The sequence below is a fragment of the Streptococcus equinus genome, assembly GCF_900104225.1.
GTDB classification, from domain to species: Bacteria; Bacillota; Bacilli; order Lactobacillales; family Streptococcaceae; genus Streptococcus; species Streptococcus equinus_D.
The window spans coordinates 415,040-435,564 of record NZ_FNJK01000001.1; the positions used below are offsets into that span (position 1 = coordinate 415,040).

Sequence of the window (20,525 nt, forward strand, 5' to 3'; positions counted from 1 at the left end):
ATTATTCTTGTCATATCTCTTCTTATTTTTTTAAATTGTTCTTCCTTCAAAGCCTATCAAACTAGTAAACGATCATCTCATATTCGAAAGGAAGATATTGTTCGAATTCAAAGTCTTAAGAGTTTGACACATTTACCTTACGAGTAAAAAGGTTGGAGATAAATTGTCTCCAACTTTTTTCTTTTTTATACCATAACTCATTATTATGGCCGAGTATAAATAAAATAGATTTTTCAAGTCAGATAAAGCGTGATAGTATAATTGCCATACCAAATGCAAAGGAGATTACGCTAATGACAACAAAAAGAGAGTGGGTTTTAAAAGCCTTTAAAAATGAAAAAGTTGATAGAGTTCCAGTCGGATTTTGGTATCATTTTACAACAGATGATGAACGGAGCGATGGTTTCAATCCTGTTATTTTTAATAAAAATATCGCTGGGCACAAACGATTTATCTCAGATGTCGATCCAGATTTTGTAAAAATCATGAGTGATGGTTTCTTTACTTATCCAAATGATGCTATTCATGAAGGTATTAAATCGATTCATGAACTTGAAGGGATTACCTCTATCGGAGAAAATCATCCATGGATTACAAAGCAAGTTGAACTTGCTAAAAAAATTCGTGAAGATTTCCATGAAGATATTGCATCTTTCTATAATATCTTTGCTCCAGCAACTTATCTCAAATGGCATCTTGATGGAAAAGGTGGCAATGGGGATAAAATTATTGAAGATTTTATCAAAGAAGATCCGGAATTAACGAAGAAAGTTCTCGATGTGATTGCTTTTGATATTGCACTTCTAACAAAACGTTTGATTGAAGAAGCTGGCGTTGATGGGATTTACCTCAGTGTTCAGAATTTGCAGGATTCACGATTGAGTCGCATTGAATATGACCATGTTATCAGACCGGGCGAATTGCATGTTTTAAACCGAGCTATTTCAGCCGGTGGAACTAATATTCTTCATATCTGCGGTTATGAAGGTGCTACAAATGATATTTCGTACTACACTGATTATCCAGCTGATGTCATTAATTGGGCTGTTGAATTGGAAGGTGTTAGCCTATCAGAAGGACGTCAGTTATTTGGTGGGAAAACGGTTCTCGGTGGCTTTAGAAATACTGAAAATGATTTGCTTTATCGAGGAAGTAAGGAAGCCATTCAAGACAAAGTTAAACAGTTGCTTGAAGAAGCGGGACGTCAAGGCGTTGTTATCGGTGCTGATTGCACAGTGCCAAGTGATATTGCCTCAGAACGTATTGCTTGGGTGAAAGAAGCTGTTCTTGATGAGGTTCTTGTTAAAGCAGCCGTTTGATTTTAAGAGTTTTTAGGAATGAAAGAAAAGTTTTAGGTAAAAAGAAAAGGAGTGGGTTATATGAGTAAGAAAAAATGGATTATTTCTGGTGGTGTTATTGTAGCACTTGTTGCAGCGACAGTTGTCGGACGTCAATTAACAGGTAAGACATCAGCAAGTGCAGACAGTTCATCGAGCAAGTCAAATAAAGTAACGACTTTGCAAGTTGCTCACACACAAAATTATGTTCCATATGATTTTGTCAATGACAAAGGTGAAAGTGATGGATTTGAAGTTGCAGTCTTAAAAGCTGTTGATGACAAGCTAAAAGATTATAAGTTTGATTATACGGGAACAAGTGATGAAGATTTATTGATTGGTCTTGAATCAGGCAAGTATGATATTGGTGTCAAAGGGGCTTGGTACACCGAAGAACGTGCGCAAAAATTCATTATTCCTGATGAAGCCATTGGTGCTAGTGTAATTGGCTTTGCCATTCGTAAAGCTGATGAAGGAAAATACAAAGACATTGATTCATTTGCCAAAGATGGTGGTAAGTTGGTTCCAATTTCACCACAAAATGCTCAATATAATGTGATTCAAGAGTACAACAAAAAAGCTAAACACCCAATTGAACTAAAAGAATCTGAAAGCTTCTCAGTTGCGGATGCCTATGCTTGGGTGCTTGAAGGTCGTTATGACGCTTATTTCTCAATTAAATTGTCATTTGAAGAAGCTGTCCAAAAAGGAGATGGGGCTTACCATCAGTACGCAGACCAATTGACATGGTTCCCATATAAAGGTATTGAAACTTACCCATTGATTCATAAAAACGATACTAATAAAACATTTGCAAAAGAATACGATAAAGCCATCAAAGAATTGCAAAAAGATGGTACAATTGCTAAACTTTCACAAAAATACTTTGGAGAAGATGTCTTTAGTTATGTAACAGATTAGGAGGTAGCTATGGTTTCTTATGAACCGTCTCGTGTAATAAGAGTAATTCCAGATATTTTATCAGCTCTACCTCTTACCTTATGGGTCTTGGCATTAACTGTTATATTAGGAAGTTTATTAGGTTTTCTATTAGCTTATGCGCAATTAGCAGATGAACGTGGCTTTTCAACCTTAGCTAGAGGCTATGTTTTTACACTAAGATGTACACCACCAATTGTTCTTATCTTCCTTGTTTTTTATGGTTTACCTCGCTTTTTAGAATGGTGGTTAGGAATTGATGTGAATGGCTGGTCTCGTTCGATATTTGTCATTCTTGCAATGACTTTGCTCTTTGCGGCGAGTATTTCAGAAGTCTTTAAATCTTCGTATTTAGCCTTGCCAAAAGGGCAATTAGAAGCTGGCCTTAGTATTGGCCTAACGGATTCTCAGACTTTTGTGCGTATTCTTTTGCCTCAAGCTTTTAGAATAGCCCTTCCTAATATTACAAGTGCCGTGATTAATTTATTAAAGGATATTGCTCTAGCTTATACCATTGGATTGGTAGATTTGATGGGTGAAGGCAATCTTATCATTTCGCGCAATATGGGCAATTATTCTTTGGAAACTTATACCGCAGTTGCCATTATTTACTGGGTTATTGCACTGATTTTGTCTGTTGTTACTCATGTGATTGAAAATGATTTGGATACTAGAGAGGGTTAAGGAGGAGATTATGGATTTTTCTTATATTTTAGAAACATTTGTGAAAACTCTTGCTGGTATTCCGGTGACGTTGGGAATTATGGTGGTTTCGATTCTTTTGAGTTTTTTTCCAGCACTTTTCTTGGCCTTGGGGCGTATTTATAGGGTCAAAGGGGTGACAACATTTTCAGTGATTTACCTTGCTTTTATTCGATCAACACCGGCTATTTTATTGATTTTATTTTTCTACAGCCTTTTTCCAAGTTTGATTAATCAATTATTGAAAGCATCAGGTTTTAACGTTTTTGATATTAATCCAATTTATTATGCATTTGTTATCTTCGGTCTAATGACGACTGGAAGTCTTTCTGAAATTATTCGCTCGGCAATTTTGACGGTAGATAAGGGGCAGTTAGAGGCAGCTCTTGCTATTGGTTTGTCAAAAAAACAAGCTTATCTCAGGATTGTCTTTCCTCAAGCAATTCGTCAGGCTTTGCCAAATCTCTGTAATTTAGTGATTAATCTTGTCAAAGGTACCTCTCTTGTTTTTGTAATGACAGTAAAAGATATTACAGCGATTGCGAAAATTGAAGCTGCTTATGGCTACCATTATTTTGAATCCTATTTTGTTATCTTTATTATTTATATTGTGATTTGCGGGCTTATTCAATATGGATTTAAAATCTTGGAAAAACAAGCACAAATTGGTTGATCTGAAGTGAGGAGTTTGTTATGTTAACAGTGAAAAATATCGAAAAATCATTTGGAGATAAGAAAGTTTTAGATGGCATTAGTTTGACAGTTAATCAAGGAGATGTTGTGGTGATTTTGGGACCATCAGGGTCAGGGAAAACAACTTTTCTTAGGTCTTTAAATTACCTTGAACATGCGGATGCGGGAGAATTAGAATTAGACGGAAAATCTTATGATTTAGCAAAAATCAGCCGTAAAGATGTCCTTGAAATTCGAAAGAAAACAGCTTTTGTTTTCCAAAATTATAATTTATTTGCCAATAAAACAGCACTTGAAAATATCTTAGAAGGCTTAGTGATTGCTAGGAAAGTGCCCAAAGAAAAAGCTATTCCGATTGCTGAAAATGCTTTAAGGAAAGTTGGACTTTTAGAAAAAAGAGATTTTTATCCGAGTCAATTATCAGGTGGACAGCAACAACGGATTGGGATTGCGCGTGCCATCGCTGTTAAACCAGAAGTAATCCTTTTTGACGAACCAACGTCAGCGCTTGACCCAGAATTGATTGGTGATGTTCTTGACGTGATGAAGGAATTAGCTGAAGAAGGCGTGACAATGGTTGTGGTGACCCACGAAATGAGCTTCGCGCGTGATGTGGCAACACACATTATCTTCATGGAGGGTGGACACATTATTGAAGAAGGAGATCCAAAAACATTCTTCAGTAAGCCAAAAGAAGAACGCACCAAACAATTCTTAACGCGTATTATTCCAGAACTTAATATAGACCCAGTGATTTGAAAAATGTCGGCATGCTTTTATGCCGATATTTTTTTAGTTAGATTATAAATATTTTTTATGGCGAAGCATAAATAATTTAGAGTACACGAGTTTGGGATATTTTCCTATAATACCTTTATAACGTTTGGAGGGATATCATGTTAGATTGGGAGTTTATTTATGCGAATATTCCTTTGTACCAACAAGCTTTGCGGTTAACGGTTAGGCTGGCTTGTTTTGGTATTTTAGGAGCGTTTGTTCTAGGTTTTTTGATTAGTCTGATTAAATTCTATCGGATTCCAATTCTGAGTCAGCTTTGTCAAATTTACATAGAACTGTCACGAAATACACCACTTTTGATACAACTCTATTTTCTTTACTTTGGTTTACCAAAGATTGGTTTGGTCTTATCATCAGAGCTTTGTGCGGTTGTAGGGCTAATTTTTTTAGGGGGATCTTATATGGCTGAATCATTTCGTTCAGGCTTTGAGGCTGTTTCAAAAAGGCAGTACGAAGTAGGGTTAAGTCTAGGCTTGACGCCAGTTCAAAATGTCTTTTATGTGATATTTCCTCAAGCACTTGCTGTGGCTCTACCGTCTTTAGCTGCTAATGTCATTTTTTTAATTAAGGAAACTTCTGTTTTTTCAATTGTTGCTTTAGCAGACTTGATGTATGTAGCTAAAGATTTGATTGGACTTTATTATGAAACAGATGAAGCTCTTTTGATGCTAGTGCTCGCTTATCTGATAGTCCTGCTACCAATTTCATTGCTAGCAAGACTAGTAGAAGGGAGGTTACGTCATGCAGGATTCAGGCCTTCAAGTGCTTTTTCAGGGGAATAATCTTCTTCGCTTGTTTAAGGGGTTACTTGTAACCATTGATATCTCGTTACTGTCAATTGTGATTTCATTGATTTTAGGGTTTGCTTTTGGATTTGTGATGATATCGCGATTTCGCATTATTCGGATACTTTCACAGCTCTATTTAGAATTTATTAGGATTATGCCACAGTTGGTTCTTTTGTTTTTGGTTTATTTTGGACTTGCTAGGAGTTTTAATTTAAACCTATCTGGAGAACTTGCAGCAGTCATTGTTTTTTCAATGTGGGGGACAGCTGAGATGGGAGATCTTGTCCGTGGGGCACTAACTTCCTTGCCTAAGCATCATTCGAAAGTGGTCTAGCTTTGGGGTTAACTAAACGGCAATTGTTTATCTATGTGATTATTCCACAAATTTTACGTCGCTTATTACCCCAAGCTGTAAATTTAATGACAAGAATGATTAAAACGACTTCATTGGTTGTCTTGATTGGAGTTGTTGAGGTGGTCAAAGTTGGGCAAGAGATTATTGAAGCTAATCGATTAACAGTTCCAAGTACAGCAATTTGGATTTATGGCTTTATTTTCATCTTGTATTTTGCCATCTGTTTTCCAATCTCGCGATTGTCAATGTACCTAGAAACTGTATGGAAGGAGTAACAGAATTGACAAAAGTTTTAGAACTCAAGAAAATAAAGAAATCTTATGACAGTCAAGTTGTTTTGGACAATGTGTCTTTTTCAGTTGACGAGGGTGAAGTTTTAGTCATTCTAGGTCCTTCTGGATGTGGGAAATCAACTTTACTTCGCTGTATTAATGGTTTAGAGCCAATCCAATCTGGGAAAGTTCGTTTAGTAGGAGAAAATATTTTAACAAACCCTAAAAATTTACCACAGATTCGTCAAAAAATAGGTATGGTTTTTCAGTCTTATGACCTTTTTCCTCATTTAACTGTTTTGAAAAATCTATTGCTAGCACCGATTAGAGCTCAAAAGCGCTCAGCAAATGAAGTAAGGAAAGAAGCTTTGCAGCTGCTAGAACGTGTTGGGCTATCTGGAAAAGAAAATAGCTATCCGCATGAATTATCTGGTGGACAACAGCAGCGTGTTGCTATTATAAGAAGTTTGCTCTTGCATCCAGATGTTTTATTATTCGATGAAGTGACAGCTTCGCTTGACCCAGAAATGGTGAGAGAAGTTTTAGAGTTGATTGGTGAATTAGCAAACGAAGGTCGGACAATGATTATTGTGACCCATGAATTACAATTTGCTAAAGCAATCGCGGACCGTGTGATATTTCTTGAGAAAGGTCATATCGTTGAAGAAAGTGATGCTGAAACATTTTTTTCTCAACCGAAAACCCAACGTGCTCGAGATTTCTTAAATGTCTTTGATTTTTCAACGGTTGGTTAATATGTGTGATTATTTTTATAAAGGAGATATATATGAAAATTGTAAAACGTTTTTTGGCACTTGCTAGTCTATTATTCCTTGTTTTGTTGGTAGGATGTTCAGCATCGAAATCATCAACAGCATCAAGTTCGTCATCATCTGGAAATACAGCTAAAGCTCGTTCTCTTGATGCAATTAAGAAAAGTGGTATTATCAAAATTGGCGTTTTCTCTGATAAAAAGCCATTTGGTTATGTGGACGATAAAGGGAAATATCAGGGATATGATGTTTACTTTGCTAACCGTTTGGCAAAAGATCTAGGTGTGAAGGTCAAATATGTATCAGTTGATCCCGCCAGTCGTGTTGAATATTTGACATCAGCAAAAGTAGATATTATTCTTGCAAACTTTACTGTGACTGATGAACGTGCTAAACAAGTTGACTTTGCTTTGCCATACATGAAAGTAGCACTTGGTGTCGTTTCTCCGAGCGATCATTTGATTTCATCTGTTGATGATTTAGAAGGTAAAACACTTATTGTAGGTAAAGGAACAACAGCTGAAACTTACTTTGAAAAGAATTATCCAAAAGTCAATTTGCAAAAATATGATCAATATAGTGAAGCTTACCAAGCTCTCTTAGATGGTCGTGGCGATGCACTTTCTACAGATAATACTGAAGTACTAGCTTGGGCTTTAGAAAATAAAGGATACCAAGTAGGTATTACAAGTTTGGGAGATACTGACACTATTGCGCCAGCAGTCCAAAAAGGAAACACTGAACTTCTTGATTGGATTAATGATGAGATTAAAACATTAGGAAAAGAAGACTTCTTCCACAAAGATTATGACAAAACCCTTGCCCCAGTTTACGGCGATGCCGCTAAAGCAGATGATTTAGTTGTTGAAGGTGGAAAAGTTGACAAATAAATCTTTTGAGATAGCATTGTGAAACTGATAAAGTCTGAGAGCTTAACATCTCGGACTTTTTACTATGCCTTTAAATTTTAATTCCCAACATTTTTTAGTAAAAGTCGCTTTTTTTTGCTATTGATGATAAAATGGAGTGTAGACTAAAAAAATATAAGAGAAGAAAATGACTAAGAAAATTGGCGTCGGAAAGGCGCATAGTAAGATTATTTGGATGGGTGAACATTCAGTTGTTTACGGTTATCCTGCCATTGCTATTCCACTTCAAGGAATTGAGGTTGAATGCCGTATCTATCCAGCTGATGAAAAGATTCACTTCGATTATTATGACACATTATCAACGGCTGTTTACGCAGCACTAGAGTATTTGAATCACACAGATGTTTCCATTACTTATGCTATTCGTTCAGAAATTCCGCAAAAACGTGGTATGGGATCATCAGCTGCTGTTTCAATTGCAGCTATTCGTGCTGTCTTTGATTATTTTGAGCAAAGCATTGACATGGATACGCTTGAAATTTTGGTCAATAAGGCAGAAATTATTGCACATTCAAATCCAAGCGGACTGGATGCTAAGACTTGTTTGAGTGACAAAGCCATTACCTTTATTCGTAATATTGGTTTTAACACGCTTGATTTGGATTTAGAAGCTTATCTGGTTATTGCTGATACGGGCATTTATGGCAATACACGAGAAGCTGTTGAGAAAGTTGCCCAAGCAGAAGAAGCTAATTTACCACATTTGGCTGCTTTAGGTGATTTGACAGAATTAGTTCAAAAAGCTATCAAAGAAAAAAATATCCAAAAAATTGGACCTTTGATGACAAAAGCTCACACAGAACTTCAAGCTATCGGAGTTAGTATCGATAAAGCCGATAAATTAGTTGAGATTTCTTTAGAAAATGGTGCCCTTGGTGCCAAAATGAGTGGCGGCGGACTTGGGGGGTGTATTATTGCCCTTGCAGAAACAAAAGCTGCCGCAGAAAAAATTAGTAAAGCATTAACAGAAGGAGGAGCGGTTCAAACGTGGATCGAAAAATTGTAACGGTAAAATCATATGCCAATATCGCTATTATCAAATACTGGGGGAAAGCTGACGCAGCCAAGATGATTCCAGCAACCAGCAGTATTTCACTGACACTGGAAAATATGTTTACCACAACAAGTGTTTCCTTTTTACCAGACTCAGCGACGCATGATGAATTTTACATCAATGGTGTTTTACAAGATGAAAAAGAACATGCTAAAATTTCTGCTATTATCGATCAGTACCGTGGGCAGCGTTCGGAATATGTTAAAGTTGAAACAAGCAATAATATGCCAACAGCTGCTGGTCTTTCATCAAGTTCTAGTGGACTTTCAGCACTTGTTAAAGCCTGTAATGAACTCTTTGAAACTGGTTTAAGCCAAGCTGAATTAGCTCAAAAAGCAAAATTCGCTTCAGGTTCATCTTCACGTTCCTTCTTTGGACCACTTGCTGCTTGGGATAAGGATACTGGTGACGTTTATCCTGTTCAAACAGATCTTAAATTGGCAATGATTATGCTAGTTTTAAGCGACAGCAAGAAACCAATTTCTAGCCGAGAAGGTATGAAACGTTGTGTAGAAACGTCAACAACATTTGCGGACTGGGTGAAACAATCTGAAAAAGATTATAAGGATATGCTTGCTTATTTGAAAGCTAATGATTTTGAAAAAGTTGGAGAATTGACTGAGCGTAATGCCCTTGCTATGCATGATACTAACACTCATGCTAACCCTCCGTTTAACTATTTAACAGATGAAAGCTATCAAGCAATGGATTTTGTCAAACAACTGCGTGCTGAAGGTGAAAAATGTTATTTCACAATGGATGCTGGTCCAAATGTCAAAGTTCTTTGTCTTGAAGAAGATTTGGAACGTTTGACAAAACGCTTCGAGGAAAACTATCGTGTCATTGTTTCACGAACTAAGGAATTACCAGATGAAAATGATTAAGGTTCAAACTGGCGGAAAGCTCTACATTGCTGGTGAGTATGCCATCTTAACACCAGGTCAAACAGCTATCATAAAAAATATTCCCATTCATATGACAGCAGAAGTCAAAGAAAATCAAGAGATTAAACTTTTTTCTGATATGTTTGACTATGCTGTTGGCATGACGGAAGATAACAATTATGCTCTTATTCAGCAAACAATCGTGACACTTTTTGACTATTTAGGGAAGTCAGCTGAAGCAATGCCTCCTTTTGAGTTAAGCATTACTGGAAAGATGGAGCGTGATGGCAAGAAGTATGGCATTGGATCAAGTGGTTCGGTTACTGTCCTAACCCTTAAAGCCTTATCTGCCTTTTATGATTTGAATCTGTCAGCTGATTTGTTATTTAAATTAGCTTCTTACACATTGTTAAAAATGGGCGATAATGGGTCAATGGGTGACATTGCTTGTATTGCTTATGATGATTTAGTTGCTTTTACCTCATTTGACCGTCAAAAAGTCGCAAAGTGGATTGCTGAAGAATCTATTCAAGATGTCCTTGACAAAGATTGGGGTTATCGGATCGAAAGAATTAAACCAGCATTGCCTTGTGAGTTTTTAGTCGGATGGACCATGCAACCATCGATTTCAAGAGATATGATTAATCTGGTGAAATCAGCTATCACACCTGAGTTTTTAGCAGAGACACAAAAACAAGTACTGATTTGTCAAAAGGCTCTAAAAAGTGCTGACAAAGAAACTGTTAAAACATCACTTCAAAAAGTTAGTGATTTACTGCTTGGCTTAAGCTCAGCTATTTATAACGATAAATTAAAAGCTCTAAAAGCTGCTGAAAAAGGTTTAGACGTGATTGCTAAATCATCAGGCTCAGGTGGAGGCGACTGTGGTATTGCAATATCATTTAGCCCTAATGATAGTAAAGAACTTATCAAACGTTGGCAAGAAGCTGGTATTGAGCTACTAGATTTGGAGGAACTCGCATGATGAACCGTAAAGATGAGCATATCAAGTACGCTCTTAAATACCAATCACCTTATAACTCATTTGATGATATGGAGTTGATTCATCATTCTCTTCCAGATTATGATTTAAGTGAGATTGATTTGCATACGCACTTTGCAGGAAGAGATTTTGATTTTCCCTTTTATATCAATGCTATGACTGGCGGTTCAGAAAAAGCAAAAGCCGTTAATCGTAAATTAGCTCAAGTTGCTCAAGCGACTGGTCTTGTTATGGTTACGGGATCATATAGTGCTGCTTTGAAAAATCCTGGTGATGATTCTTATCCAAGTAAGGCAGATTATCCAGATTTGTTGTTAGCGACAAATATTGGGATTGATAAATCCTATGAGCTTGGATTACAAACTATTGAAGAAATGCAACCCATTTTCTTGCAGGTTCATGTGAATCTAATGCAAGAGCTTTTGATGCCAGAAGGAGAGCGTGAATTCCGCTCTTGGAAACAAAATCTAGTTGATTACGCGACAAAAATGCCTGTTCCAGTTATCCTGAAAGAAGTTGGTTTTGGTATGGATTTAAAAACGATTGAAACTGCTTTTGAGCTGGGGATTAAAACTTTTGATATTTCAGGACGTGGTGGAACAAGTTTTGCTTATATTGAAAATCAACGTGGGGACAATCGCTCCTATCTTAATGATTGGGGTCAAACGACTGTTCAAAGTCTCTTGAATACTCAATCTATGGTCGATAAAGCTGAGATTTTAGCATCTGGTGGAGTTCGTCATCCGCTTGATATGGTGAAATGTTTAGTACTTGGTGCTAAAGCCGTTGGACTATCACGTACGGTTTTAGAGTTGGTAGAAAAATACCCAGTTGAGAAAGCCATTGATATCATTAACGGTTGGAAAGATGATTTGCGACTAATCATGTGTGCTCTTAACTGTAAAACAATTAAAGACCTAAGACAAGTTGATTATCTTTTGTATGGAAAATTGCAAGAAGTCACAAAAAAACGCTGATTCATGGGAATCAACGTTTTTTTATTATAGCATGAAGTAAACGATGGCGATGTATTGAAGTACAGAAGCAAGCAAGATAAATAGATGCCAAATCATATGATCATATGGACGTTTTCTAGCATAGAAAACAGCACCAATTGTATAAGCTAAACCACCAGCGACCATTAAACTCCAAAAAACAACTCCAGTTTTGCTAATAATACTTGGAATGATGAAGATGACTAACCATCCCATTAACAAGTAAAGAAAGAGTGAGAATTTTTCATTGATTTTCTTGGCGAAAATTTTATAAAGAATCCCAAAAATTGTAGCACCCCATTGCAATATAATAATTAAGTAACCTAACCAGCCACCAACAAGTGAAAGAGCGACAGGAGTATAAGAACCTGCAATTGCAATATAAATCATACTGTGATCAATGATACGCAAGATGAATTTTTGAGGTGAATCATATTGCATTGAGTGGTAAATGGTTGATGATAGAAACATCAAAAACAGGCTAATATCAAAAATTGACATCCCAACAGCAGCCTGCATGCCATAGTGGTGATAACTGTAAATAGCAGTAATTGGTAAAAGAACAAGCATTGCTACCGCACCAACTGCGTGAGTGACGCTATTTGCGACTTCTTCACCAAAAGAAAGGCGTTTACTGAGTTTAAGAGTCATGCTAGCTTTCATGAGATTCTCCTTCTAATTTGTGGACCAATTCATGGGTTTGAAAATACAATTTCAAAGTTTGACAAGCAGAGACAACCACAGGTGGTAAATCATCAACTTTTTCACCGTTCATACAAGCTACAAAATCATCATAACGTTTTTGCGACTGGTCATCAGCTGTCAAAAGTGCTAACGTTTGACTAATTTCTTGGATAGAAAAGACATTTTTCAAACTTGTAATCACAATCAATCGAGCAACTTGTTTGCGATTGTATTTCTTTTTTATTGGTTTTTCGAGATGTCCATGTTTGACATAATTATTTATCATTGAAGCTGTTAAGCCTTTGCCATCTTGCTGGTTGGCTTGTCCAACTTGATTAACGTAAAGCAGTACTTGGTCTAAGTACAAATCAATTTCTGGTAATTCAGACCATTTTGGATAAGTTGGTTTCATAAAGTTATATCTACCTCTTTATCTAGTATTGATAACTAGATTATATAATTATCAAAAATTAAAGTCAAGAAAAAAACTGTCCAGTGGACAGTTTTTTCACGAGCCTAGAAATAGGAAAGCGAGTCAAGTCCAGTGGACAGTTTTTTAGTTATCTCTAAGATTTAGTAAGATATGCTGAGCAGTTTCTAGATTCATATGTGGTGCTTCTAAAAGAGCTTTAACCACTTCAGAAACTTCTTTATCCTTGGCACCAGCAAGAAGTGCTAGTGATTTTGCTTGCAATTTCATGTGACCTGCTTGGATACCAGTAGATGTCAAAGCTTTAACAGCAGCAAAGTTTTGAGCTAAACCAACTGAGACAATGATTCGTGCGAGTTGACGAGCATCTGGCTGACCAAGAAGATCATGAGCGATTTTAACAGTTGGATTAAGACCGATAGAACCGCCTTTTGTTGCAATTGGCATTGGCAGCGTCAATTGACCTCGAAGGACTTGCTCATCTTCATCAAAAATCCAAGTGGCTAGACCACGGTACTGACCGTCTTTACAAGCATAGGTATTAGCGCCTGCTTCGATGGCACGCCAGTCATTTCCAGTTGCCATAACGACAGCATCAACACCGTTGAAAATGCCTTTGTTGTGAGTGCTTGCACGATAGACATCTTCCTGGGCAAGCTTGCTTGCTAAATGGAATTTGCGAGCTAATTCATGAGCTTCTTCTTTATTACGGCTGAGATAACGTAGGTCAACTTGACATTCTGCAGTTACTAAAGATTCAGTCGCATAGTTTGATAGAATTGCCATTAAACTTTTTCCGCCAGAGAGTTCTTCAAGACTTGGTACTAAAGCCTCCATCATGGTGTTGACCATGTTAGCACCCATGGCTTCCTGAGTATCAACTGTCAAATAGACAATCAGGAAATCATCTTTTTCATCGATACTCAATTCACGAGCACCACCCCCACGTTTTACAATAGAAGGGTGAGCATCGTTAGCTAAGCTTAGCAATTGTTCAGAATGTTCGACGATAGCCTTTTTAGCGGCGCTTTTATTTGGAACGTCATAAAGAGCAACTTGCCCAATCATTTTACGTGAGTGAACTTGAGTTTTGAAACCTCCAGAACGTTTGATGATTTTAGCAGCAAAACTTGCAGCAGCAACCACAGAAGGTTCTTCGGTTACCATAGGAACATTAAATACTTTGTCATCAATTTGAAAATCTGGTGCCAATGAAAATGGCAATGAAAAAGTTCCTAAAAGATTTTCAGTCATTTGATTAGCCGTTTCAAGTGACAGAAGTTTATTAGCTTTTAAGTGTTCTAAGTTATCAGCACTGATAAGTTCATTATTTTCCAGATGTTCAAGGCGTTCAGCCAACGTTTTTTTGGAGAATCCTCCCCAAGTCACTTTATTTGTCATTTACTTTACCATAGATTCTTTGATGTTCACGAATTTCTTTGAGAGCATAGGCTCCAGTTTTATATTCAGCAATAGTTGCATTGCCTTCAGAATCAATCACAGGCTCTTCAAAGAATAGTTTTTCATAGTCTTCAACTGATAAACGGATACGTTTTTTAAGTGTTTCGAGACGATTTGTTTGAAGCATATCTTTAAAACCATCGACCAGTGTTGCTGAGAAGATTTCTGCTACAGCACCGCTACCATAACTAAAGAATGCAATGTTGTCACCAGCTACAAGATTTTTAGAGTTTTCAAGGAGTGAAAGAAGCCCTAGATAAATTGACCCTGTATAGATGTTACCAACTTGTTTACTATAAATAATAGAACTTTCAAAGTTTTCTTTGAGTTTTTCTTTAAGGTCCTCTGGTAGGTTTTTATCCATTACTTTGTTGAAGCCTTTGAGAGCTAGTTTAGGGAATGGAAGGTGGAAACAGAAAGCTGAGAAGTCAGCAAGTGAAGTGTCAAAACGTTTTTGAAATTCTGCCCAAGTTGTTTTCAACATATCAAGGTATTGTTTTGTTGAGTAAATACCATTAACAAAAGGTGTCGTTGAATAGTTTGGACGCCAGAAATCCATGATATCACGTGTTTGAGCAACTGATTTATCGTTAAGAAGTAGGATACGTGGATCTTTTGAAATCAACATAGCAATACTTCCAGCACCTTGAGTTGGTTCACCTGGTGTGTTAACACCATAATGAGCAACGTCTGAAGCAATCACGAGAACTTTTGATTCTGGGTGTTTTTGAACGTGCAAACGAGCATAATCAAGCGCTGCTGTTGCGCCATAACAAGCTTCTTTCATTTCAATGCTACGAGCAAAAGGTTGGATGCCCAAGAGACTGTGAATATAAGTAGAAGCAGCTTTACTTTGGTCAACAGATGATTCAGTTGCCACAATAATCATATCGATAGTTTCTTTGTCTTCCTCGTTTAGGATACTTTCTGCTGCAGAAGCTCCAAGTGTCACAATATCGTCATTGACTGGAGTGATACTTAGGTTATTTAATAGGAGACCTTTGCTATATTTATCTGGATCAACGTTACGGCTCTCGGCCAAGTCGTCCATATTCAGCACGTATTGTGCTGTTGCAAATCCTATTTTATCAATACCAATTTTCATGAAAAAACCTTTCTCTTTATTGAATTTCCAATAAATGTTAGGGGGTTAAATTCATACTTTCTTACCTAACAAGTTATTAAAAGGCGGGGAAGTCCTTTTAAAAAAGAAATCCTTTTTTATCAAATTACGGCGTGACGAATAATTGTCCATTCATAATTCTACCACAAAGTATGCAAAAATCCCTATAAAAAATTTGTTTGTTTTAATCTTCAAAGTAATAGTAAATTCAGCCAAATTCGGTAAAAATACTAGCTTTTTTAGTGTTTTTCAGATAAAATAGGAAGGAATGATTTTTTTAAATCAATAAAATCAAAGGAGAATGGATAGCATGACTAAAGCAGATGTTATTTTTAAAGAAAATATCAAGAAAATTATGAATGAAGGGGTATTTTCAGAGAATGCACGTCCTGTTTACCAAAGTGGTGGGCAAGCAAATTCAAAATATGTAACAGGTGCTTTTGCGGAATATGACCTTAGTAAGGGTGAGTTCCCAATTACAACACTTCGTCCTATTCCTATTAAAAGTGCTATCCGAGAAATCTTTTGGATTTACCAAGATCAAACCAACGATCTCTCAGTCTTAAACGACAAATACAATGTAAAATATTGGAATGACTGGGAAGTTGATGGGACTGGTACAATCGGTGAACGTTATGGTGCAGTTGTTAAAAAACATGATATTATTCGAAAAATTTTAAAACAACTTGAAGAAAATCCATGGAATCGTCGTAATGTTATTTCGCTTTGGGATTATGAGGCATTTGAAAATACAGATGGTCTTTTGCCATGTGCTTTCCAAACCATGTACGATGTTCGTCGTGTTGACGGTGATATTTACCTTGATGCGACATTGACACAACGTTCAAACGATATGTTGGTTTCACACCATATTAATGCCATGCAATATGTCGCCCTTCAAATGATGATTGCAAAACACTTTGGTTGGAAGGTTGGTAAATTCTTCTATTTTGTTAACAATCTACATATCTATGATAACCAGTTTGAACAAGCAAAAGAATTGTTGCGTCGCGAACCAACAGATTGCAAGCCACGTTTGGTCTTGAATGTGCCAGATGGAACAGATTTCTTTGATATTAAACCTGAAGATTTTGAATTAGTTGATTACGATCCAGTGAAACCGCAATTGAAATTTGATTTGGCTATTTAATCTTTTTCATCTGATTTTCGTATCATATCTCAGCAATATTATGGGAAATCTGATAAAATGAAGGTAATGAATGAGAGGATAATATGACAAAGAAAATCGTTGCTATCTGGGCGGAAGATGAAAATCGCTTAATCGGGGTAAATGATGGTTTACCTTGGCGTCTCCCAAAAGAATTGAAGCATTTTAAAGAAACAACGATGGGACAAGCTCTTTTGATGGGGCGTGTGACCTTTGACGGTATGAAGCGTCGTATTTTGCCAGGTCGTGAAACCTTGATTTTGACACGTGATAAAACATTTGAAGCAGACGGTGTAACAGTTGTTCATGATATGGATGACGTATTTGAGTGGTTTAAGAACCATGATAAGACACTTTTCGTAGTCGGTGGAGCAAGTATTTATAAGACCTTTTTACCTTACTGTGACGCCATTATTAAAACAACAGTTCATGGTGAATTTGAAGGAGATACTTATTTCCCAGAGGTCGACTTAAAAGACTTTAAAAAGGTTTCTGAGTCATTTAATGAAAAAGATGACAAAAACGCCTACGATTTTACGATTACAGTTTTTGAAAAATAACACAGGGAGAAAGGAATGCAAAGAAGTATTTTCGGTGTATTCACGGCTCTACTAGCAGTTATCTGTTTTTTGTGTGCTCTCCCAGCACTTCGAAAAAAACGCTATGGATTGGCTGCCCTTTTGTTTTTGAATGCATTTACTAATGTTGTAAATACCATTCATGCCGTGTATGGTACCTTGTTTTAATTAATATATAGAGAAAGAATAGAGTTAGAGAGAACAAAAAATGGTTGGAAATCGAACAAATGATGTAAAAGTATATTGCTCATTTTGTGGAAAAAGCCAAGATGAAGTTAAAAAAATTATTGCTGGAAACAATGTTTTTATCTGTAATGAATGTGTGGCTTTATCCCAAGAGATTATTAAAGAGGAGTTAGCAGAAGAAGTTCTCGCAGATTTGGCGGAAGTTCCAAAACCAAAAGAATTATTAGCTACTCTAGATGAATATGTTGTCGGTCAAGAACGCGCAAAACGTGCCCTCGCAGTGGCTGTTTACAACCACTACAAACGTGTTTCTTTTGCCGAAAGTCGTGATGAAGAAGATGTTGAATTGCAAAAATCTAACATCTTATTAATCGGACCAACTGGCTCAGGGAAAACATTCCTTGCCCAAACCCTAGCTAAAAGTTTGAACGTTCCATTTGCAATTGCTGATGCGACATCATTGACAGAGGCTGGTTATGTTGGTGAAGATGTTGAAAACATCCTTTTGAAATTAATTCAGGCAGCTGACTTCAATATTGAACGCGCAGAACGTGGTATTATTTACGTTGATGAAATTGATAAAATTGCCAAAAAAGGTGAGAATGTATCAATTACTCGTGATGTTTCAGGTGAAGGGGTTCAACAAGCTCTTCTTAAAATTATTGAAGGAACAATTGCAAGTGTTCCACCACAAGGTGGTCGTAAACACCCTAACCAAGAAATGATTCAAATCAATACTAAGAATATTCTTTTCATCGTTGGTGGTGCTTTTGATGGTATCGAAGACATTGTCAAACAACGTCTTGGTGAAAAAGTTATTGGTTTTGGACAAAATAACCGTAAGATTGATGAAGGTGCTTCTTATATGCAAGAAATCATCTCAGAAGATATTCAAAAATTCGGTTTGATTCCAGAATTTATCGGACGCTTACCTGTTGTCGCAGCTCTTGAACAATTGACTACAGATGATTTGGTACGTATCTTGACTGAACCTCGTAACGCTTTGGTGAAACAATATCAAACCTTATTGTCTTATGATGGTGTTGAATTGGAATTTGATGAAGATGCCCTTCAAGCTATCGCAAACAAAGCTATCGAACGTAAGACAGGTGCGCGTGGACTTCGTTCTATCATTGAAGAAACGATGATGGATATCATGTTTGAAATTCCAAGTCGTGATGAAGTTACTAAGGTTCGTATCACCAAAGATGCTGTTGAAGGTAAAGATAAACCTATCTTAGAGATTGCCTAAGGAGAAGAGAATGACTGAGTATTTAAATACCCATAATGCCTCACTTCTGTTAAGTGCAGCTAATAAATCACATTATCCGCAAGATGATCTACCAGAGATTGCTTTGGCTGGTCGTTCTAATGTTGGAAAATCAAGTTTTATCAACACGCTTTTAGGACGTAAGAACTTAGCGCGTACTTCTAGTAAACCTGGTAAAACGCAATTGTTAAATTTCTACAATATTGATGATAAATTGCGTTTTGTCGATGTTCCAGGTTACGGTTACGCTAAGGTATCGAAAGCTGAACGTGCTAAATGGGGCAAAATGATTGAAGAATACCTTGTTAGCCGTGATAACTTACGTGCTGTTGTTAGTTTGGTTGATTTTCGTCATGATCCAAGTGCGGATGATATTCAGATGTATGAATTTTTGAAGTACTATGAAATTCCAGTTATTGTGGTAGCAACAAAAGCTGATAAAATCCCACGTGGTAAATGGAATAAACACGAATCAGCTATTAAGAAAAAATTGAATTTTGATAAATCTGATAAGTTTGTTGTCTTCTCATCAGTCGACCGTACTGGTTTGGATGAAGCGTGGGATAGCATTTTAGAAGAATTGTAATAATGAAAGTCTGAATGAAAAGATTCAGGCTTTTTTCATTGTTATAGTTTTTAACTAATGGATTGATAGTTAAACACTATTATCATTTCTTAAAATCTTGTGATATGATAGATATATTACGGATTGAGAGGCGTATATGGAAAATCATAATTTTGAAAATGAAGGTCAATTCCAGCGTAAGATGACTAGTAGACATTTGTTTATGTTATCTTTAGGTGGGGTTATTGGGACAGGCTTGTTTTTAAGTTCTGGTTACACGATTGCTCAGGCAGGTCCTTTAGGAGCTGTTTTATCTTATCTGGTTGGCGCGGTTGTTGTGTATTTGGTGATGCTATCCTTAGGTGAATTAGCAGTTGCTATGCCAGTTACAGGGTCATTTCATACCTATGCTACAAAATTCATCAGTCCAGGAACTGGATTTACAGTGGCATGGTTATACTGGATTTGTTGGACGGTAGCACTTGGAACAGAGTTCTTAGGAGCAGCGATGTTAATGGGACGATGGTTTCCAGAAGTGCCAACTTGGATTTTTGCGACATTTTTTGCGTTGGTTATCTTTGCCATTAATGCACTAAGTGTGCGAAGTTTTGCGGAAGCTGAGTCATTTTTTGCTTCGATTAAAGTTATTGCAATCATCATTTTTATCATCTTAGGACTTGGTGCTATGTTTGGGTTGGTTAGTTTTGATGGGCAACATCAGGCAATTTTATTTACTAATTTAACAGCTAATGGTGCTTTTCCTAAGGGATTTGCCGCGGTTGTTTCAGTTATGTTGGCTGTTAACTATGCATTTTCTGGGACAGAATTGATTGGGATTGCTGCTGGTGAAACCGATAATCCTAAAGAAGCTGTGCCAAAAGCTATTAAAACAACTATTGGACGCTTAGTGATTTTCTTTGTTTTGACCATTGTTGTCTTGGCTTCGCTTTTACCGATGAAGGAAGCAGGCGTTTCAACGGCCCCTTTTGTTGATGTTTTTGATAAAATGGGGATTCCCTTTGCAGCTGATTTGATGAATTTTGTTATCTTAACAGCGATTCTATCAGCTGGCAATTCAGGACTTTATGCATCAAGTCGTATGCTGTGGTCCCTGGCAAATGAAGGCATGCTTTCTCAGAAAGTTGTTAAAATCAATGAACATGGAGTTCCGATGCGTGCCTTATTGTTATCAATGGTTGGTGCGGTACTTGCTTTATTTTCAAGTATCTATGCGGCTGATACGGTTTATCTTGCTTTGGTATCTATTGCAGGTTTTGCGGTGGTGGTTGTATGGTTATCAATTCCACTAGCACAGATTCATTTTCGAAAAGCTTTTTTGAAAAATCATTCTTTGGATGAATTATCGTATAAAACACCATTTACACCAGTTTTGCCTTACGTTACAATTATTCTATTATTGATTTCTATTGTTGGAATCGCTTGGGATGCTTCACAGCGTGCTGGTTTGTATTTTGGTATTCCGTTTATTGTTTTGTGTTATTTGTATCATTATTTACGTTTTAAAAAATGGTAGGAAA

At 36.8% G+C, this 20,525-nt stretch carries 21 protein-coding genes and 1 pseudogene; 18 read left to right on the forward strand and 4 right to left on the reverse strand.

What is annotated here, in order from left to right; all coding sequences use genetic code 11:
• Positions 1-293 precede the first annotated feature (293 nt).
• From BLP98_RS01985 to fni, 13 genes and pseudogenes are all read left to right on the forward strand, one after another.
• Positions 294-1,319 carry a uroporphyrinogen decarboxylase family protein gene (locus BLP98_RS01985; protein ID WP_074481659.1) on the forward strand — a complete coding sequence of 342 codons (1,026 nt, stop codon included), beginning with the start codon at positions 294-296 and terminating at the stop codon, positions 1,317-1,319.
• Positions 1,320-1,379: 60 nt separating this feature from the next.
• Positions 1,380-2,258 (forward strand): transporter substrate-binding domain-containing protein, encoded by an 879-nt coding sequence (locus BLP98_RS01990; RefSeq protein WP_074481660.1) that lies wholly within the window; start codon positions 1,380-1,382, stop codon positions 2,256-2,258.
• A gap of 9 nt (positions 2,259-2,267) precedes the next feature.
• Positions 2,268-2,960, forward strand: coding sequence for an amino acid ABC transporter permease (locus BLP98_RS01995; protein WP_074481661.1), 693 nt, complete (start codon positions 2,268-2,270; stop codon positions 2,958-2,960).
• A 10-nt stretch (positions 2,961-2,970) separates the two neighbouring features.
• Positions 2,971-3,651, forward strand: a complete 681-nt coding sequence (locus tag BLP98_RS02000) for an amino acid ABC transporter permease (protein WP_074481662.1) — start codon at positions 2,971-2,973, stop codon at positions 3,649-3,651.
• A gap of 20 nt (positions 3,652-3,671) precedes the next feature.
• Positions 3,672-4,430: an amino acid ABC transporter ATP-binding protein gene (locus BLP98_RS02005; protein WP_074481663.1), complete on the forward strand. Its 759-nt coding sequence runs from the start codon at positions 3,672-3,674 to the stop codon at positions 4,428-4,430.
• A gap of 137 nt (positions 4,431-4,567) precedes the next feature.
• Positions 4,568-5,251, forward strand: a complete 684-nt coding sequence (locus BLP98_RS02010) for an amino acid ABC transporter permease (RefSeq protein ID WP_074481664.1) — start codon at positions 4,568-4,570, stop codon at positions 5,249-5,251.
• Positions 5,211-5,887: pseudogene (locus BLP98_RS02015) on the forward strand (amino acid ABC transporter permease). Before BLP98_RS02010 ends, BLP98_RS02015 begins: the two are co-directional and overlap by 41 nt.
• Entirely contained in the window at positions 5,875-6,639 is a 765-nt protein-coding gene (locus BLP98_RS02020; protein WP_074481665.1) for an amino acid ABC transporter ATP-binding protein, read from the forward strand. Before BLP98_RS02015 ends, BLP98_RS02020 begins: the two are co-directional and overlap by 13 nt.
• A gap of 32 nt (positions 6,640-6,671) precedes the next feature.
• The gene (locus tag BLP98_RS02025; RefSeq protein WP_074481666.1) at positions 6,672-7,547 is read left to right on the forward strand and encodes a cysteine ABC transporter substrate-binding protein; all 876 of its coding nucleotides are present in this window, start codon (positions 6,672-6,674) and stop codon (positions 7,545-7,547) included.
• A gap of 166 nt (positions 7,548-7,713) precedes the next feature.
• Complete coding sequence (gene mvk / locus BLP98_RS02030; RefSeq protein ID WP_074481667.1) at positions 7,714-8,592, forward strand: mevalonate kinase; 879 nt, start codon at positions 7,714-7,716, stop codon at positions 8,590-8,592.
• Positions 8,574-9,524, forward strand: a complete 951-nt coding sequence (gene mvaD / locus BLP98_RS02035; RefSeq protein WP_074481668.1) for a diphosphomevalonate decarboxylase — start codon at positions 8,574-8,576, stop codon at positions 9,522-9,524. Before mvk ends, mvaD begins: the two co-directional genes overlap by 19 nt.
• Complete coding sequence (locus tag BLP98_RS02040; protein WP_074481669.1) at positions 9,511-10,509, forward strand: phosphomevalonate kinase; 999 nt, start codon at positions 9,511-9,513, stop codon at positions 10,507-10,509. The genes mvaD and BLP98_RS02040 overlap by 14 nt, the downstream gene beginning before the upstream one ends.
• Positions 10,506-11,504, forward strand: coding sequence for a type 2 isopentenyl-diphosphate Delta-isomerase (gene fni, locus BLP98_RS02045; protein ID WP_074481670.1), 999 nt, complete (start codon positions 10,506-10,508; stop codon positions 11,502-11,504). Before BLP98_RS02040 ends, fni begins: the two co-directional genes overlap by 4 nt.
• A 24-nt stretch (positions 11,505-11,528) precedes the next feature.
• Here the strand turns inward: fni and trhA are convergent, their stop codons facing one another.
• The 4 genes from trhA to BLP98_RS02065 all read right to left on the reverse strand — a co-directional run bounded on the left by trhA (position 11,529) and on the right by BLP98_RS02065 (position 15,202).
• Entirely contained in the window at positions 11,529-12,185 is a 657-nt protein-coding gene (trhA, locus tag BLP98_RS02050; protein ID WP_074481671.1) for a PAQR family membrane homeostasis protein TrhA, read from the reverse strand.
• The gene (locus BLP98_RS02055) at positions 12,175-12,618 is read right to left on the reverse strand and encodes a DUF1836 domain-containing protein (RefSeq protein ID WP_074481672.1); all 444 of its coding nucleotides are present in this window, start codon (positions 12,616-12,618) and stop codon (positions 12,175-12,177) included. The genes trhA and BLP98_RS02055 overlap by 11 nt, the downstream gene beginning before the upstream one ends.
• 144 nt (positions 12,619-12,762) lie before the next feature.
• Positions 12,763-14,037, reverse strand: coding sequence for a hydroxymethylglutaryl-CoA reductase, degradative (locus tag BLP98_RS02060; protein ID WP_074481673.1), 1,275 nt, complete (start codon positions 14,035-14,037; stop codon positions 12,763-12,765).
• Complete coding sequence (locus BLP98_RS02065) at positions 14,027-15,202, reverse strand: hydroxymethylglutaryl-CoA synthase (protein WP_074481674.1); 1,176 nt, start codon at positions 15,200-15,202, stop codon at positions 14,027-14,029. Before BLP98_RS02065 ends, BLP98_RS02060 begins: the two co-directional genes overlap by 11 nt.
• 328 nt (positions 15,203-15,530) lie before the next feature.
• On the opposite strand from BLP98_RS02065, the gene BLP98_RS02070 reads away from it, so the two are divergent.
• The 5 genes from BLP98_RS02070 to BLP98_RS02090 all read left to right on the forward strand — a co-directional run bounded on the left by BLP98_RS02070 (position 15,531) and on the right by BLP98_RS02090 (position 20,521).
• Positions 15,531-16,370, forward strand: coding sequence for a thymidylate synthase (locus BLP98_RS02070; RefSeq protein WP_074481675.1), 840 nt, complete (start codon positions 15,531-15,533; stop codon positions 16,368-16,370).
• Between the two features lie 83 nt (positions 16,371-16,453).
• Positions 16,454-16,948: a dihydrofolate reductase gene (locus BLP98_RS02075; RefSeq protein ID WP_074481676.1), complete on the forward strand. Its 495-nt coding sequence runs from the start codon at positions 16,454-16,456 to the stop codon at positions 16,946-16,948.
• Between the two features lie 226 nt (positions 16,949-17,174).
• The gene (clpX, locus tag BLP98_RS02080) at positions 17,175-18,404 is read left to right on the forward strand and encodes an ATP-dependent Clp protease ATP-binding subunit ClpX (protein ID WP_074481677.1); all 1,230 of its coding nucleotides are present in this window, start codon (positions 17,175-17,177) and stop codon (positions 18,402-18,404) included.
• A gap of 10 nt (positions 18,405-18,414) precedes the next feature.
• Positions 18,415-19,008, forward strand: a complete 594-nt coding sequence (gene yihA / locus BLP98_RS02085) for a ribosome biogenesis GTP-binding protein YihA/YsxC (protein ID WP_074481678.1) — start codon at positions 18,415-18,417, stop codon at positions 19,006-19,008.
• A gap of 136 nt (positions 19,009-19,144) precedes the next feature.
• Complete coding sequence (locus BLP98_RS02090; RefSeq protein ID WP_074481679.1) at positions 19,145-20,521, forward strand: amino acid permease; 1,377 nt, start codon at positions 19,145-19,147, stop codon at positions 20,519-20,521.
• Positions 20,522-20,525 lie beyond the last annotated feature (4 nt).